Origin of the sequence: Bacillus sp. SIMBA_154 (assembly GCF_046536015.1) — a bacterium.
Classification (GTDB): Bacteria; Bacillota; Bacilli; order Bacillales; family Bacillaceae; genus Bacillus; species Bacillus pumilus_P.
The window spans coordinates 573,217-591,665 of the sequence record NZ_JAWJBV010000001.1; the positions used below are offsets into that span (position 1 = coordinate 573,217).

Annotated in this window: 10 protein-coding genes and 2 pseudogenes; 7 read left to right on the forward strand and 5 right to left on the reverse strand. The window is 42.7% G+C overall.

Going from position 1 to position 18,449, the window contains the following annotated elements:
* Positions 1-54: 54 nt before the first annotated feature.
* From R0K30_RS03425 to gltC, 3 genes are all read right to left on the reverse strand, one after another.
* Positions 55-1,884, reverse strand: coding sequence for an ABC transporter ATP-binding protein (locus R0K30_RS03425; RefSeq protein WP_230030259.1), 1,830 nt, complete (start codon positions 1,882-1,884; stop codon positions 55-57).
* A complete protein-coding gene (locus tag R0K30_RS03430; RefSeq protein ID WP_410609122.1) occupies positions 1,881-3,614 on the reverse strand; it encodes an ABC transporter ATP-binding protein in 1,734 nt (577 codons plus the stop codon). The genes R0K30_RS03425 and R0K30_RS03430 overlap by 4 nt, the downstream gene beginning before the upstream one ends.
* A 94-nt stretch (positions 3,615-3,708) precedes the next feature.
* Complete coding sequence (gene gltC / locus R0K30_RS03435; protein ID WP_099727856.1) at positions 3,709-4,611, reverse strand: glutamate biosynthesis transcriptional regulator GltC; 903 nt, start codon at positions 4,609-4,611, stop codon at positions 3,709-3,711.
* A 153-nt stretch (positions 4,612-4,764) separates the two neighbouring features.
* On the opposite strand from gltC, the gene gltB reads away from it, so the two are divergent.
* The 7 genes and pseudogenes from gltB (at position 4,765) to R0K30_RS03470 (ending at position 16,526) form a co-directional block, all read left to right on the forward strand.
* Positions 4,765-9,336, forward strand: a complete 4,572-nt coding sequence (gene gltB, locus R0K30_RS03440; protein ID WP_410609125.1) for a glutamate synthase large subunit — start codon at positions 4,765-4,767, stop codon at positions 9,334-9,336.
* 16 nt (positions 9,337-9,352) lie between these two features.
* Complete coding sequence (gene gltD / locus R0K30_RS03445) at positions 9,353-10,837, forward strand: glutamate synthase small subunit (protein ID WP_410609127.1); 1,485 nt, start codon at positions 9,353-9,355, stop codon at positions 10,835-10,837.
* A 290-nt stretch (positions 10,838-11,127) separates the two neighbouring features.
* Complete coding sequence (locus R0K30_RS03450) at positions 11,128-11,829, forward strand: DUF421 domain-containing protein (RefSeq protein WP_410609129.1); 702 nt, start codon at positions 11,128-11,130, stop codon at positions 11,827-11,829.
* A gap of 89 nt (positions 11,830-11,918) precedes the next feature.
* Positions 11,919-12,899 carry a pectinesterase family protein gene (locus R0K30_RS03455; protein WP_249705530.1) on the forward strand — a complete coding sequence of 327 codons (981 nt, stop codon included), beginning with the start codon at positions 11,919-11,921 and terminating at the stop codon, positions 12,897-12,899.
* Positions 12,900-13,028: 129 nt separating this feature from the next.
* A complete protein-coding gene (gene dacB / locus R0K30_RS03460) occupies positions 13,029-14,513 on the forward strand; it encodes a D-alanyl-D-alanine carboxypeptidase/D-alanyl-D-alanine endopeptidase (RefSeq protein WP_256498671.1) in 1,485 nt (494 codons plus the stop codon).
* Positions 14,514-14,532: 19 nt separating this feature from the next.
* Positions 14,533-15,900, forward strand: coding sequence for an MATE family efflux transporter (locus R0K30_RS03465; RefSeq protein ID WP_410609131.1), 1,368 nt, complete (start codon positions 14,533-14,535; stop codon positions 15,898-15,900).
* A gap of 64 nt (positions 15,901-15,964) precedes the next feature.
* Positions 15,965-16,526 (forward strand): annotated as a pseudogene (locus tag R0K30_RS03470) (CatB-related O-acetyltransferase).
* Between the two features lie 147 nt (positions 16,527-16,673).
* Here the strand turns inward: R0K30_RS03470 and R0K30_RS03475 are convergent.
* A pseudogene (locus tag R0K30_RS03475) lies at positions 16,674-17,243 on the reverse strand (transposase); the annotation flags it as partial.
* 72 nt (positions 17,244-17,315) lie between these two features.
* Positions 17,316-18,449 (reverse strand): collagen-like domain-containing protein (locus R0K30_RS03480; protein WP_486304015.1); only part of this gene is annotated, 1,134 nt, incomplete at its 5' end.

Sequence of the window (18,449 nt, forward strand, 5' to 3'; positions counted from 1 at the left end):
ATGAAAAAGAGGATAGACACGATTTTCCATGCTGACTATCCTCTTTTTTTGATTTTAACCTACTTGATGTTCTGCAAATTGACTCATATATAAGTCAGCATAAAAGCCTTTTTCTTTCAAAAGTTCACTGTGAGTTCCTTTTTCAATGATGGTGCCATCTTTCATAACTAAAATGAGGTCGGCATCCTTGATCGTTGAAAGTCTGTGTGCAATGACGAAGCTCGTTCTGCCTTTCATCAGGTCATTCATCGCTTTTTGAATGTGCATCTCTGTCCGCGTATCCACACTGCTCGTCGCTTCATCTAGTATCAAAATCTTCGGATCAGATAAAATCGCACGGGCGATGGTTAACAGCTGACGCTGACCTTGTGAAAGGTTACCTGCATCTTCTGTTAAGAGCGTGTCATATCCGTCTGGAAGCGTGCGGATGAAATCATCTGCATAGGCATGTTTGGCGGCTTTGATGACATCCTCTTTTGAGACATGCTGCCTGCCATATGCAATATTGTCGTAAATCGTCCCTTCAAAAAGCCACGTATCCTGAAGAACCATCGCAAATAAGTCCCGTACTTGCTGACGGCTGAGATCGGTTGTTTTGACACCGCCAATGCGAATGGAGCCTTGATCTAATTCATAAAAACGCATTAATAAATTGATGATGGTTGTTTTTCCCGCGCCTGTAGGCCCGACAATGGCAACCGTTTGTCCTTCCTCTACATGTAAATTCAAATCTTTAATAATCGGATGATCTTTCTCATATCCGAATTGAACTTGTTCAAAGGTCACATCTCCTGAAAGTGATTCAAGATCAATCACCGCATCCTCTTCGGCACTTTCTTCTTCCTCATCCAGGATTTCAAAGACCCTTTCAGCAGAAGCGATCGCAGATTGAACTAAGTTTGCGACACTTGATGCTTGCACAAGCGGCTGAGACATTTGCTGCGTGTATTGGATAAACGCCTGCACATCCCCAACACGAATATTCCCGTTAATGACAAGAATACCGCCGGCTACACTGACTGCCACATAGCCAAGGTTCCCGATAAAGGTCATTATTGGCATCATTAAACCGGAAATAAACTGTGCTTTCCTAGAAGATTCATACAGCTTTTCGTTTAATTGATCAAATGTATCAATCGCTTTCTTTTCATAGCCATACGCACGAACGGTCTGATGTCCTGTGAACATTTCATTAATATGCCCATTGATCATACCGAGCTCTTTTTGCTGCGCCTTAAAATGCTTTTGAGAAAATGACGTGATGCCGCGAATCGCAAATAGACTAAGTGGCAGCGTCAAACAAACAAGCAAGGTGAGTAACGGACTAATGAAAAGCATCATGACGACAATCCCAATGACCGTAATCACAGATGTAATCACTTGGGTGAGTGCCTGCTGAAGCGATGTATTAATATTATCGATATCGTTCATCACACGGCTCAGCGTGTCCCCGTGGGTTGTTTTATCAAAATAACGAAGGGGGAGACGTGTGAGCTTGTCATTTGCTTCTTGCCGTAATTCAGCAATGGTCTGTTGGGAAACACCTGCCATCACGTATTGCTGGACGAATGAAAAGAGAGAGGCAACGACGTATAACAGGACAAGCAGCAATAAAATGCGTGAAATGACATCAAATTGAACGGCTGTTCCTTGTGTAAAGCTTTCAAACAGGGAAGAGGTGGCATCCCCGAGTAGTTTAGGACTAATCACGCTAAAGACGGTTGAACCGATCGCTGCAATCAGTACAAGTATCAGCTGAAATTTCCTCGGTTTTAAATAGCCAGTCAAACGAAGAAGTGTTTTCTTAAATTCCTTCGGTTTTGCGACCGTTCCCCTAGGGTGACCGCCTTTATGTCCCATTCCAGAAGACATTTTCTTACTCATCCTTGGTCCACCTCCTGACCTTCCTGTGATGCGACAATCTCTTGATACACAAGATTGTCCTTTATTAATTGTTCATGTGTTCCGATAGCTGCAATTTTCCCATCATCTAGCACAATGATTTTATCGCTATGCTTCACTGTACTGATTCTTTGGGCGACAATGATAAGGGCTGCATGCTCTTTTTCGGCTTCTAATGATGCACGAAGCTTCGCATCCGTTTTGTAATCAAGTGCAGAGAAACTATCGTCAAACAGATAGAATGAGGGCTTTCTGACAAGTGCTCTTGCAATGGAAAGCCGCTGCTTTTGACCACCAGAAAGATTTGATCCACCTTGGTCTATCTCAGCATCGATTCCGCCATCTTTCTGCAAAACAAATTCCTCAGCCTGTGCGGTTCGCAGCGCTTTCCAAATGTCTTCATCGCTTGCATCCTGCCGGCCAAAGCGCACATTATCGGCAATACTTCCGCTGAATAAAACAGCTTTTTGAGCGACATAGCCCATCTGACTTCTCAGTTTCTCTTGGGGCAGCTCTCTGATATCTACACCATCTAGTGTTATCCGTCCTTCTGTCGCTTCGTAAAAGCGCGTCATCAGCTGTAGGAGAGTCGTTTTCCCGGAACCCGTACTGCCGATTATGGCAGTCGTTTCGCCAGTTTTGGCTTCAAACGTAATGTTTTGAACGACCGGTTTTTCAGCATTTGAGTAATAAAATGAGACATCCTCAAAGCGAATGGATTGTGCGGGTTGATGAAGCTTGGTAACAGACTGTTCTTTGTCTTTAATCTTCGGTTCCATGTTTAACACTTCGTTCATGCGTTTAGCTGATGCCTGTGCTCTTGGGACCATAATAAAGCTCATTGACAGCATAATGAGTGCCATTAAAATCATCATGGCATATTGAATGAAGGCAATGAGATTCCCGACTTCCATCTCTCCGGCATCAATCCGGTTTGCACCAAGCCAGACAATGCCAATATTCGTGAAGTTCATAATGATGAGCATAAATGGAAACAAGTATGCCATTAATCTGTTGACCTTGAGCCCAGTATCCTTATAGGATGTGTTGGCTTCTTGAAAACGTGCCTTTTCATCATCGACCCGGTTAAAAGCTCGAATGACCCGGATGCCTGAAAGAGATTCTCTCATAATTAAATTCAGACGGTCCGTTTTTTTCTGAAGCTGTCCGAATAGCGGTATGGCTTTTCTTGAAACCAAATAGATAAACCCGCCAAGCAGGGGAAGGGCTGCTAAAAAAATAAGAGACAGGACAGCATCTCGAGAGACTGCTAAAATAATTCCGCCTACAAGCATGAGAGGAGCTCTCGTCATCATTTGTAAAATCATGATCGTGACATCTTGGACTTGCTTCACATCATTTGTTGACCTTGTAATAAAGGAAGACGTCCCGATCTTTTGAAATTCTTCTAGTGAAAATTGTTCGACATGAACGAACAGCTGTCTTCTCATATCACGGCCGAAGCCAAGCGCAGTCTTTGATGACAGGTAAGACTTCCAAATCGTGAGCAGGATGGCAAGTAAAGAACAGGCAACCATCCAGCCGCCAACCTTCCATATGTAAGCGATATCTCCTTGTACGATCCCGACATCTACGATATCTGCCGTTAAAGTCGGTAAATACAGCTGGAGCATACTGCTTAAAAAGGTGAGGATGACAATGAACACAACGGATAGCCGGTATGGCTTTAAAAACGATAAAATTGATTTCATACGAATACCTTTCTTCCATATAGTCTGTTGTTCTGTAACCCATCATATACAAAGAGGGATTATTTCTACAAATGAAATGTCTTGTTTTAATGGATTATTTATATTGTTCAATTTTTGAAAAGAAATCCTTTACAAACACATAGAAATCATGTGCAGATGGAGACATCTCTCGAGACTTAGACGCGATAATACCAACGGTTCTTCTCACTTGCGGAAAGTCGATCGGAATTTTCACTGTAAATCGTGGTGTTGTTTCATAAAAGGCACTTTCGGGTAATAAGGTAACGCCCATATCAGCTGACACGAGACCTTTAATGGCATCCAAATCTTCTCCTTCAGATGAAATGGTGGGCTCATAGCCTGCCTGCTTACAAGCATCTACCGCAATTTGTCTTAGCACATACCCTTCAGGAAATAAAACGAAATGATCCTTTCTCAAATCACTTAAATGAATACTCCTTTGCCCGCTAAAGGGGTGGCTAATAGGCAAAAGGGCATAAATGCTTTCTGAAAACAAAATATTTCCTTCTATTTGCGGATCGTTTGTCGGTACAGGTCCTAAAAAAGCGAGATCAATATCTCGATTTTTGACAGCTTCAATGAGAAATTTATAGGATCCTTGACGAAGTAAAAAATCGACCTCTGGATATTCCTGCTTAAATGCGGATATGACAGAAGGAAGTACTTGGCTTGCTAGACTTGTAGGAAAGCCAATATTCACCGTTCCTTTGTGCGGGTCTAAGTATTCATCAATTTGCTCTTTTGCGTAATCAATGGCCTTTAGTGCAGTTCTGACATGATCTAAAAATTGTCTGCCAATCTTCGTTAATTTAATATTTCGTCCTTCTCGTTCGAATAAAGCGACTCCAAGTTCTTCTTCTAAATTGGCAATCTGCCGGCTGATGGCAGATTGGGCAACATGTAAGTTTTCAGCCGCTTCTGACACGTGTTCACGGTCCGCAACTTCTACAAAATAACGTAACTGACGAAGCTCCATTTTTGCACTTCACACCCATCTATCTCAAAAAGAGATTGTTTTGATCTAAATTATATATTGTTTATATTAATTTGAAAACTTAAAATAAGTTACAGAGTTTGTGAGATTTTATTACTGTGAAAAAACGGATCTTTTAAACGGGGGAGAGAAACGATGACTTATAATCAACTACCACAACCACAAGGTCTCTACCGTCCTGAATTTGAACATGATGCATGTGGAATCGGACTGTACGCCCATTTAAAAGGGGAGGCGACACATAGCATCGTCAAAAAGGGATTACAAATGCTGTGCCAGCTTGATCACCGCGGCGGGCAAGGCAGTGATCCGTATACAGGTGATGGTGCAGGTTTAATGGTACAACTGCCAGACGCATTCTTTAGAAAGAACTGCAAAGAATTTGCACTTCCTGAAAAGGGCCGTTACGGGGTAGGGATGGTCTTCTTTTCAAAAGATGATGATGAAAAAACGCGTCAAGCCATCGAACAGAAAATCAACGGGTTCATTAAACAAGAAGGTCAAACATTAATTGGCTGGAGAACGGTTCCTGTCGATGCTGGGAAAATTGGTACTGTTGCAGCGAAGAGCTGTCCAGTTGTCAGGCAAGTCTTTATCGGGGCAAACGACAACGTAACAGATCGTTTGTCATTTGAAAGAAAATTATATGTCATTCGTAAGCAGGCTGAAAACTGGGGAACAGCAGAGGAAAAACAATTTTACTTTGTCAGCCTGTCGAGTCAAACCATTGTATACAAGGGGCTTTTAACATCAGATCAAGTCGATGCTTTTTATCTTGATCTACAGGATGAAACATTTGTTTCTGCATTTTCACTTGTTCATTCAAGATTTAGTACAAATACATTTCCTACATGGGAAAGAGCGCATCCAAACCGTTACTTAATTCACAACGGAGAAATCAACACATTAAGAGGAAACATCAATTGGATGAGAGCAAGGGAACAACAATTCGTGTCTGAAGCCTTCGGAGACGATTTAGACAAGATTTTGCCAGTGCTGAATGCAGACGGAAGTGATTCATCCATTTTAGACAATGCCTTTGAATTTTTTGTACTTGCAGGCCGTACTCCTGCTCATACAGCCATGATGCTCATACCTGAGCCTTGGACTGAAAATACGCACATGTCGAAAGAGAAACGGGCATTTTATGAATACCATAGTTCTCTCATGGAGCCTTGGGACGGGCCAACAGCGATTTCCTTTACTGACGGTAAACAAATTGGGGCCATCTTAGACCGAAACGGATTAAGACCGGCAAGATACTATGTCACAAATGACGATCATATCATTTTCTCTTCTGAAGTCGGCGTGATCGACACCAATGAAGAAGATGTCAAATATAAAAACCGTCTTGAGCCGGGCAAAATGCTGTTAATCGATTTAGAAGAAGGACGAATTATTTCTGATGAAGAAGTGAAATCGACGATTGCGAATGAGCTTCCTTATCAAAAGTGGCTCGATGAAGAAATGGTCCATGTCAATCGCTCTGAAGAAAATTCAGAAAATTCTAGTATAATGGATGATGTATTGACTCGTCAGCGTGCTTTCCATTATACGTATGAAGACATTCAAAAGTATTTAATTCCTTTACTAGAGGAAGGCAAGGACCCCATTGGTTCAATGGGAAGTGACACACCGCTTGCTGTGTTATCAGATCGTGCGCAGTCTCTTTTTAACTATTTCAAACAGCTGTTTGCACAAGTGACGAATCCGCCGATTGATGCGATTCGTGAGCAGCTTGTTACATCAACCATGACTTGGTTAGGTGCTGAGGGAGATATTTTACATCCAAATGAATATTCATGCCGAAGAATTAAACTTTATACACCCGTCTTAACGAGCGGGCAATTTAACGGCTTGAAAACGATTGTTCACAATGCCTTTAAAAGCAAAACGATTCATACACTTTTCACCGATGATCTAAAACGCGGGCTGGATGCGATGTTTGAAGAGGCGGAAAAAGCCATTCGCGCGGGCGTATCTTTATTGATTCTTTCAGATCGTGAAATGACGGAAGAAAAAGTGCCGATTCCACCACTTCTTGCGTTAAGTGCACTTCACCAGCATCTTGTGCGTCAAGGCTTACGAACAAAGGTGAGTCTGATCGTCGAATCTGGAGAAGTAAGAGAAGTCCATCATTTTGCTGCACTGATTGGCTATGGAGCAGATGCGATCCACCCATATCTTGTCTATGAAACGTACAAACAGCTGATTGAAGAAGAAGCGATCTCCATCAGCTTTGATGAAGCTGTCACAAAGTTTGGCAAAAGCGTGACCGAGGGTGTAGTCAAAGTCATGTCTAAAGTGGGTATTTCCACTGTGCAAAGTTATAGAGGGGCGCAAATCTTTGAAGCCGTCGGCATTAGTGAAGACGTCATTCAGGCGTATTTCACAGGAACAGCTTCGCAGCTTGGCGGTATCGATCTTGACACCATTGCTAGTGAGGCAAAGCTTCGTCATGAAGCAGGGTATCAGGCAGCTACTGACCAAACACTCGAATCAGGCAGTGAATTCCAATGGAGAAAAAATGGAGAGCATCATGCCTTTAATCCAAAAACGATTCATACCCTTCAGTGGGCATGCCGCAACGAAGATTATGACCTATTCAAGCAATATACAAAGGCAGCGGATGAAGAAAGAATCGGCTTCCTTAGAAATCTATTCGCTTTTCATCCAAAACAAAAGCGAGTTTCTCTTGAAGAGGTAGAATCTGCTGAATCGATTGTACGACGCTTTAAGACGGGTGCGATGTCATTTGGTTCATTAAGTAAGGAAGCGCATGAGGCACTTGCCATTGCGATGAACCGAATTGGCGGTAAAAGTAACAGCGGGGAAGGCGGCGAAGATCCTGCTCGCTTTACAGTAGATGAACGCGGCGATGATCGCAGAAGTGCGATCAAACAAATTGCTTCTGGCCGCTTTGGGGTTAAGAGTCATTACTTGGTCAATGCAGATGAACTGCAAATTAAAATGGCACAAGGAGCAAAGCCTGGAGAAGGCGGACAGCTTCCGGGAAATAAAGTATATCCTTGGGTCGCAGATGTAAGAGGTTCTACTCCAGGTGTCGGCCTGATTTCACCACCACCGCATCATGATATTTATTCCATCGAGGATTTGGCTCAGCTGATCCACGATTTGAAAAACGCGAACCGTGATGCCCGCATTAGTGTCAAGCTTGTGTCTAAAGCTGGCGTTGGCACCATTGCAGCAGGTGTAGCAAAAGGTACTGCGGATGTCATTGTGATCAGCGGATACGATGGCGGCACAGGGGCTTCGCCGAAAACAAGTATTAAACATACAGGACTTCCTTGGGAGCTCGGTTTGGCAGAAGCGCATCAAACCCTTGTCTTAAACGGTCTTCGCGAGAGAGTGGTTCTTGAAACTGACGGAAAGTTAATGACAGGCCGCGATGTTGTCATGGCTGCGATTTTAGGAGCAGAAGAATACGGCTTTGCGACAGCTCCACTAGTCGTTTTAGGCTGCGTGATGATGAGAGCATGTCATTTAGATACTTGCCCGGTCGGTGTTGCGACACAAAATCCAGAGCTTCGTAAAAAATTCATGGGTAATCCTGATCACATTGTGAACTTCATGATGTTTATTGCAGAGGAAGTAAGAGAAATCTTAGCTGAACTTGGCTTTAGATCAATGGATGAACTAATTGGGCGCACAGACGTTCTAGCGGTCAGTGAACGAGCAAAAGCTCACTGGAAAGCAGGGCAGCTAAACCTTGAAACACTGCTTTATCAACCAGAAGGGGCGCGAACGTTCAGAACACCGCAAAATCATAAAATTGATGAATCACTTGATATGAATGAGATCCTCCCTTATGTACAGGAAGCGCTGAATCATCAAACACCGGTTGATCTATCACTAAACATTCGCAACATCAACCGTGTGGCCGGAACGATTACTGGCAGTGAAGTGTCTAAGCGCTACGGGGAAGAAGGATTGCCAGAGGATACGATTACACTGCGTTTCACTGGTTCAGCTGGACAAAGCTTCGGCGCATTTGTGCCAAAGGGCATGTCCTTATATTTAACAGGTGACTCAAATGACTATATCGGCAAAGGACTCTCCGGGGGCAAAATTGCTGTCAAAACCTCTGATCACTTTGTGCAAAATGGACATGAAAACGTGATTGTCGGAAACGTCGCATTCTATGGTGCGACAAGCGGAAAAGCTTATATTAACGGGCGTGCAGGTGAACGATTTGCTGTTCGTAATTCAGGTGTCAATGTGGTCGTTGAAGGAATCGGGGATCACGGCTGTGAGTATATGACTGGCGGACGTGTTGTGATTTTAGGGAACGTCGGGAAAAACTTTGGTGCAGGCATGTCTGGCGGTGTGGCTTACGTGCATACATCTGATGCGAAGCAGTTTAAAAGAATGTGTAACATGGAAATGATCATGTTTGAAAAGCTTACAGATCATGAGGAAGAACAAGAAGTGAAGCAAATGATTAAAGAGCATCTTGATTATACAAACAGCTCAAAAGCATCAGCACTTCTAGAAAACTGGACGCAAGAAAAGGACCAATTCATTAAGATCATTCCGAGAAATTACAAAATGATGCTTCAAAGCATTGAAGAACAAAAACAAGCGGGCCTCAGTCATGAAGAAGCAGTGATGTTCGCTTTTGAAGCAAATACAAAACCGAAAAATAAAGAAACGGCAAACGGGCAAAAAGCAGCCCTCGCTCATTAAGAAAGGGGAGAGGACAATGGGCAAAGCAACAGGTTTTATGGATTATAAAAGAGAAAAGCCAAATGAACGTGACCCTCTCACTCGTCAAAATGACTGGAAAGAATATTCAGCTCCTTATACAGATGAGGTATTAAAAAAGCAGGGTGCTAGATGTATGGATTGCGGAACACCGTTTTGTCAAATTGGGATGGAAATCAGGGGCGGCGTGTCTGGCTGCCCGATCTATAATTTAATTCCAGAGTGGAATGACCTTGTCTATCGCGGGAGATGGAAAGAAGCGCTTGAAAGACTGCAAAAAACGAACAATTTCCCTGAATTTACTGGGAGAGTATGTCCAGCGCCTTGCGAAGGCTCATGTACAGTCGCCATCAATGATCCAGCTGTTTCGATTAAAAATATCGAACGCACGATCATTGATAAAGGCTTCGAGAATGGATGGATTACACCAAGAATTCCTTCAAGCCGTTCAGGGAAAAAGATTGCGATTGTCGGTTCAGGGCCAGCAGGACTTGCAAGTGCTGATCAATTAAACCAAGCAGGACACGCAGTAACAGTGTTCGAACGATCTGATCGTCTTGGCGGACTGCTCACCTATGGCATTCCGAATATGAAGCTGGACAAAGAAGTCGTTGAGCGCAGAGTGAAACTTTTAAGACAAGAAGGCATTGACTTTGTCACGAACACAGAAATTGGTGTGGATATCACTGCCGATGAGCTAAAAGAGCAATTTGATGCGGTCATCCTTTGTACAGGTGCACAAAAGCAGCGCGACCTATTAATCGAAGGTCGTGAAGCAAAAGGGATACACCTGGCGATGGATTATTTAACACTCGCAACAAAAAGCATGCTTAATTCAGGATTTAAAGATAAAAATTTCATTGATGCAAAAGGAAAAGACGTGATTGTCATTGGCGGAGGAGATACAGGTGCTGACTGCGTAGCAACTGCGCTTCGCCAAAAAGCAAAAAGTGTTGTTCAATTCGGAAAGCATCCAAAGCTTCCAGATACACGTGTAGGGGATAACATGTGGCCAGAGCAGCCTTATGTCTTCTCGCTCGATTATGCTTATGAAGAAGCACAAGCAAAATTCGGAGAAGACCCGCGTCAATATTCGATTCAAACCACAAAGATTGTGGCAGATAAAAATGGGAAATTAAAAGAGCTTCATACCATTCAAATGGAAAAGGTGAAAAACGAACATGGGAAGTTTGAATTTCATGAGATTCCAGGATCAGAGAAGGTATGGCCTGCTCAGCTTGTCTTTATTGCAATTGGTTTTGAGGGAACTGAACAGCCACTAGTGAAACACTTTGGCGTGGACAGCAAAAACAATCGCATTGACGCAAAATATGGGGAATATACAACAAATGTAGAAGGCGTATTTGCAGCGGGAGATGCAAGACGCGGCCAAAGTCTGATTGTTTGGGCAATTAACGAAGGCAGACAAGTGGCACACGAGGTAGACCGTTATTTAATGAGGAGTTCGGTTCTGCCAAAATAGGTCAAACAAAGGGTGTTTACACATATAGAGAAAAGCCATGACCACCTTTTGGTCATGGCTTTTTATGATTTTGCAGCTGGTGATTTATTTGTTTCTGAGACAGCTGCGTGGGAAAGGAACCAGTCAGTCAAAATCAGGGAACGTTCAAACACCAGATCACGGTTACGCCAAAACGTATGAAACATTGATCGAGGAACGAGATCTTTATTTCATTGCCCTCATAAATAGTTTAGATCCTTCTTTTCATGTATATGCTGTAAGTAAATGCAGCAAGAAAGGAAGGAAGCTCTGTGCCGTTTTTGAGTATTTTAGTTGAACTCTTTATTGGATTTTCCGCCTTATTTTTTATTACAAAATTATTAGGGAAAACACAATTTGCACAAATCACGCCGTTTGATTTTATTTCTGCGCTGATTTTAGGGGAAATGGTCGGAAACGCCATCTTTGATCCAGAAGTCAAGATTCAGCACATTTTGTTTGCTGTTGCGATATGGGGCGTTTTAATTTACACAGTTGAATGGCTTTCGCAAAGATTTAAATCCATTCGGGCTCTTTTAGAAGGAAGACCAACACTTGTGATTGATAAGGGGAACATTCGCTACAATCGCTTGAAGAAGAATATGCTTGATTTAAATCAGCTGCAGACGCTTATACGAGCGAAAGGACATTTTGCTCTTCACGAAATTGAATATGCGATTTTAGAAACGGACGGCTCTGTCAGCGTTCTTCCGAAAATGAAATACGCACCAGCCACAGCAGAAGATGTGAACGTGAAAGGAAAAGAAGTCAAATTGCCTAGAACGTTTATTATCGACGGGGAAATCTTAAGACAAGACTTACAGGAAGCTGGATTTGATGAGACATGGCTGCGCAGGCAATTAAAAAAGCAGCACATTTTTTCCTATAAAGAAGTCCTATTTTGTGAATGGATTGAAAATGAAGGAATTTATGCGATGAAATATGAAAAATCTGAAAAAACATCCACAACATAACGCGGTGGGTGTTTTTTCGTGTGGTGAATGAATAAGATCAAAAAGAATGCTTCAATGAAAACGCTCACAAAATAAGGAGGAGATGTGTGATGCAGTATGGAAAAGTACTGCTTGTGATGGTATTGTCTTTCTTCCTTTTGGACTCGGCTTCACTTCAAGCAGGTGGACACAAGAATCAAACGAACCGTGTCCTTGTGGTCGATCAAAAAGGAAATGGTTCATTTCGAACCGTTCAGTCCGCTATTGATGCGATTCCAGCAAACAATCAACAGCCAACGACGATATTTTTGAAGAATGGTGTTTATAAAGAAAAGATCCTCCTTCCGCAAAATAAGCCGTACGTGTCCTTTATCGGAGAAAATCAGTACAAGACGATTCTGACGTATGATGATACAAATGCAAGCACTGGCAGCACGACAAATAGCTCGAGCACAATGATTCGTGCGAACGACTTTTATGCAGAAAATATCACCTTTCAAAATACAGCTGGAAGACATGCAGGTCAGGCTGTGGCCCTTTATGTGTCTGGAGACCGGGCAGCGTTCAAGCAAGTACGTGTCCTTGGCTATCAAGATACGCTTTATGCAACAGGCACTGGCCGGCAATATTACGAAAACTGCTATATTGAGGGAACGGTCGATTTCATTTTTGGTTCAGCCACGGCTGTGTTTAAAAAAGCTGAAATAAAAAGTCTTGGAAATGGGTATATTACTGCGGCATCCACAACAGAAGCGCAAAGGTACGGATACGTTTTCATTGATTCCACGCTAAAAAAAGGAACGGCAGCTGCTCAATCTGTTTATTTAGGCCGTCCGTGGAGACCTCATTCCGCTGTGACGTTTCTCCATACAAAAATGGAAGATCATATCAAAACAGAGGGCTGGCATAATTGGAATAACCGTGACAATGAAAGAACTGCCCGTTACAAAGAATATGGATCAACGGGAGCAGGGGGTAATGTGACAAATCGGGTGAAATGGTCAACGATATTAACAAAAAACGAAGCAAGTCAAATCACGGTTCAGGCTGTCGTTAGCGGCACCGACGGCTGGAATCCAGAAAAGAGGTAAAGGGCTTGTCAGTTTTCGTCAAAGAAAGCTGACTTTTCTGTTTAAAAAACCTTTGAGAACAAACGTTCTTTTGTGTATAATGAACATAATCTTCTAAAATTGGCTGCTGCCCTAAAAAGGAGGAATTGCGTGAAGCGTTTTTCACAGTTCATGTTTTTACAAATATGTATCCTGTCGATTTTATTTCTCCCTTTTTCAGTAAAAGATGAACCACTCACAGCTCGTGATGATCAATCAAAATGGATCACAGCTTTAGACGAATTCATACGAACAGCACCTGACTTAGAGGGCGCTATCTCCGGCATCAGCGTCCGCGATACTTCTGACACTTCTCTTCTTTATGAACATCAAGCTGATATCCGTCTTACTCCGGCTTCTAATATGAAACTGCTCACATCAGCCATCGCCCTTGATATACTTGGAGAAACACACACTTTTTCTACAGACATCTGGATGGATGGTTCTATTCAAAAGAAAACGTTACATGGCAACCTTTATCTTCGCGGCACTGGAGATCCGACTTTATTAGAGGAGGATTTTGCAACACTTGCCAAACAAGTCAAAAAGGCTGGAATACATACAGTTCACGGGCAGCTTGCGGCAGATGACACTTGGTTTGATGACACGAGATATTCCATTGATTTGCCGTGGAGTGATGAGGATCAATATTACGGCGCACAAATATCTGCTCTCACCGCTTCACCGAATCAAGATTATGATGCAGGAACCATTATTCTCGAAGTAAAGCCAGGAAAGAAAGCAGGGCAGAAAGCCACCTATGAGATGATCCCGAAGACTGATGTTGCTCAAGTCATCAATCGAGTGAAAACTGTGCCAGAAGGCGGAAAAAAGAAGATCTCTTTTAAGCGCTCTCACGGCACAAACAAGATTACTTTGACTGGAACCATTCCGCTTAAAGCAAGTTCATCTAGACAATGGGTAGCATTATGGGAGCCGACAACCTATGCTTTAGATTTAATGAAACGAGCGCTAAAAGCTGAAGGGATTCAGGTAAAAGGACCGCTCAAAACAAAACACGTTCCTAAAAGAGCCAAGAAAATCGCTTCTCATTCATCTATGCCTTTATCAGAGCTGCTTATCCCAATGATGAAATTAAGCAACAATACCCATGCAGAAATTTTGCTTAAGGAACTTGGCAAACAAGTGAAGAACAAAGGGAGCTTTGAAGATGGGCTGGACGTGATGTATGATCGGCTTCCTGCTTTTGGCTTCGATCCTTCACTTGCAGTGCTGCGAGATGGATCGGGCATATCACCTATTAACCTTGTCTCTGCAAATCAATTCACTTTATTTTTAACAAACATTCAAAAGAAAAAATGGTTTAAGACCTATGAACATGCGCTTCCGTTAGCAGGGGCAAGTGAACGAATGGTGGGAGGAACGTTAAGAAACAGATTGAAAGAACCAGCTACACTAGAAAAAGTACGTGCGAAAACGGGATCATTAACAACGGTCAGCACACTTTCTGGATATATTGAAACGCAGAGCGGAAAGACGCTCGCTTTTTCTATCCTATTAAACCATCTTGTAGATGACGAAAAAGGAAAGGATATAGAAGACCGTATTGTCAGCATCTTAGCTGAGGATCTTTAGACAGAGAAGGAGAACCATCATGTCGTTAGATAACAATCAATCTTTAGTAAAAACCATGTCCATTTTTCTCATTCCACTTTTGCTAAGCAATATTTTGCAATCAATCGGACAGCTTGTGTCCATAGTACTTGTCGGCAGATGGATTGGAGAGGATGCAGTAGCTGCTATTTCTGCATTCTTTCCGCTTTTCTTTTTACTCGTTTCATTTTCCATTGGAATTGGATCAGGAAGCTCCATCCTAATTGGACAAGCATATGGAGCAAAAAATGAACAGAGATTAAAAGAAATTATTGGCACAACGCTTTCGTTCACCTTTTTGATCGGACTTTCTTTAGCTATCATTGGAGGTTTATTCGCAACAGATATCCTAAATCTAATGGGAACACCCACAAATATTGTGGAGGAAAGTGCAGCATATGCCAGAATTCTATTCATCTCAATGCCGATCTTATTTCTATATTTTGTTTATACGACCTTTTTACGAGGGACAGGGGATTCGAAAACGCCTTTTTATTTCTTAATGATTAGCACCGCAACGAATATGTTGCTGCTGCCAATTTTATTATTCGGCTGGCTCGGACTGCCGGCTTTTGGTTTATATGGAGCTGCGTATTCCTCTGTGATTTCAACAATTGTGACGTTCATTATTCTGCATATCTATCTATATAAAACAAAACACCCGCTGCGCATCGATGCGTCGGTTAGAAAGCATTTATTGATGAAAGGGGAACTATTAAAAACGTTATTAAAGCTAAGTATTCCTTCAAGTATGAATATGATTCTCATTTCTTTATCAGAAATTGCTGTCATTTCTTTTGTAAACGATTATGGATCACAGGCGACAGCTGCCTATGGTGTTGTCAATCAGGTCGTGAGTTACGTACAGATGCCGGCAGTGAGTCTTGGTATTGCGGTCTCTATCTTTGCAGCACAATTCATTGGTGCAGGGAATATGAATCGTCTCAAAGATGTCATTAAAATTGGGCTGGGACTAAACTTCGCTATAGGCGGATTGATCATTATTTTCGTCTATATATTTGCACCGCAGATTTTATCCATCTTTTTAACAGATCCTGGGACGATTGATATTGCGTATAGTTTGGTTGTCATTACACTATGGAGCTATCTCATATTTGGGACGGCTCAAATCGTTGCAGCCACGATGAGAGCTAGTGGTACGGTTCTATGGCCGACGATCTTTAGTATTTGTTCGATTTGGCTTGTAGAAGTGCCAGTCGCTTATGTGCTATCGCACTACACAACCCTTGGCATCAAGGGCATCTGGATTGGCTATCCTGCGGCTTTCTTTGTGAACTTACTCCTTCAATACGGCTACTATCAGCTCGTATGGAAGAAAAAACAGATTGTAGCGCTAGTGCAGTCATAATGTAAAAGTGTGAAGCAGCATATACATACGAAGATCTATCACTTTTAAGGAGGTATGATTTTCTATGTATTTGAATCAAAGAAGTGAACTGAGCTTGTACAATATCGGTGATTTTTCTTATGCCGGACCAGATTTCCAAGTGCTAACGTGGGCGGAAGGAACGACATTAAACATCGGAAAGTTTTGTTCCATCGCAAACGAAGTCAAAATTTTCCTTGGCGGTGAACACCGTACAGATTGGGTCACAACGTATCCGTTTAATCAAATTTTCAAGGAAGCTTCTCACATTAAAGGACATCCCAAATCGAAGGGAGATGTACACATAGGGCACGACGTATGGAATGGGTATGGCGCGACGATTATGTCAGGAGTATGTATAGGAAATGGGGCAGTGATTGGTGCAAATAGTGTCATCACAAAAGATGTGCCGCCATATGCGGTTGCCGCAGGAAATCCGCAGCAGCTCATGAAATACCGGTTTTCATCTGAAATAATTGAAAAACTTCAGTTATTAGAATGGTGGAGTTTAGAGTTTACCGTCATCCAATCTATTTTTCACCTCTTACAATCTGATGATATTGAACAATGTAATAAATGTCATAGAAGACATAAAAAAGAAAGGCTGAAAAAGCCTTTCTTTTTTATGTTTAGTGTAAGTATGATGGGGTGCTTTAGTGAAAAAGGCCTTTCACACACCTAGCTTAGCTAGGTGTGTGGCAATCTTCTTCATGTTCTGGCACGCAGCTGTGAGAAGCACTTGCTCACTCACGTTTTGTTTTCACCTCCTCTTTTACCTTTAAGGGCTTTTTTCCGTGTGCCACCCGATCTTCTTGGACCGCTTCTTCTAATTCATTTATATAGCTTTGGGTATCTTGTTCAATCGTTTTTCTCGTATATTTATGTTTATTGGCATTGGCTTTAAGATGAGTCGAATCAGTAAAAAGAACGCGGCCTCCTACCATATCATGATTGATGGCTTGAAAAATCGTTGTATCTTTGAATCGAGTACGACGATTCCAGCTAATGGTCGAGTGGTGGGGAACGGGGTCATTGATGTTCAAACCTAAAAACCATCTATACGCCATGTTATAGTAAATTTCTTTTTCAAGCTGTCTTTCTGAACGGATACCATACAGGTATCCGATAAACATCATTTTGAACAGAATGAGTGGATCAAGAGAAGGGCGACCTTTATTCTCACTATAATATGGTTTTACTTTGTCTATGATAAATGAAAAATCAATGTACTGATCAATTTTACGAAGCAGGTGATCCTCTTCGACCAGTTGATCTAGCAATACAAATTCGGCTTCGTGCTGAGAAGAATTTCTAGTGTGGAACATGAGAAAAACACCTTCCTTTAGTTTGCTTTTCTCTATTATAAAATGGGGGAATGGAAACTTTATGCGTTTTGTTTATACATATCTTACACCATTTGCAGCTCGAGTAACTGCGTTAACTATTGTTATATTTGACTGTGCCGTAATAATGATATTAACAGTATATACATTATTACCCGTACTAGTTACAGTATCAACGTAAGTGGTGGAAACTATAAAGTTTTGTGTCCCTGCGCCTGATCCTGATCTAGAGAAAGGAACTTCTGTTAACAATGTTCCGTTTCTCCTTAATCGAGTATTTCCACTTATACTATAATTCGCTGTAGTGTTAGCTAAAATATCTACTGATAGGTCAATCTTTACTCTTTGACCACTTGTTACAGGAACTGTAAAAGTGAGTACTGTTATTTCTGAATTCAACGGAGGAAATACTTGCTGCTGTGTTGCTGTTTGGTCAAAGAAAATTTGTGAGGTTGGTCCAGTGGCTCCCGTTGGACCAGTTGCACCAGTAGGACCGGTATCTCCGGTGGCACCAGTTACACCAGTAGGGCCGGTATCTCCGGTGGCACCAGTTACACCAGTAGGACCGGTATCTCCGGTGGCACCAGTTACACCAGTAGGACCGGTATCTCCGGTTGCACCAGTGGCACCAGTAGGACCGGTATCTCCGGTTGCACCAGTTGCACCAGTAGGACCGGTATCTCCGGTTGCACCAGTTGCACCAGTAGGGCCAGTATCTCCGGTTGCGCCAGTTGCACCAGTTGGTCCCGTAGGGCCAGTATCTCCGGTTACACCAGTTGGTCCAGTAGGACCGGTATCTCCGGTGGCACCAGTTGCACCAGTAGGGCCGGTATCTCCTGTTACACCAGTTGGTCCCGTAGGGCCAGTATCACCGGTTACACCAGTTGGTCCAGTAGGACCGGTATCTCCTGTTACACCAGTGGCACCAGTAGGGCCAGTATCTCCGGTTGCGCCAGTTGCACCAGTAGGACCGGTATCTCCGGTTGCACCAGTGGCACCAGTAGGGCCGGTATCTCCGGTTGCACCAGTCGGACCAGTATCTCCGGTGGCACCAGTTGGTCCAGTAACTCCCGTTGGACCAGTATCACCAGTAGGACCGGTATCTCCGGTTGCACCAGTTGCACCAGTAGGGCCGGTATCTCCTGTTACACCAGTTGGTCCAGTAGGGCCGGTATCTCCGGTTGCACC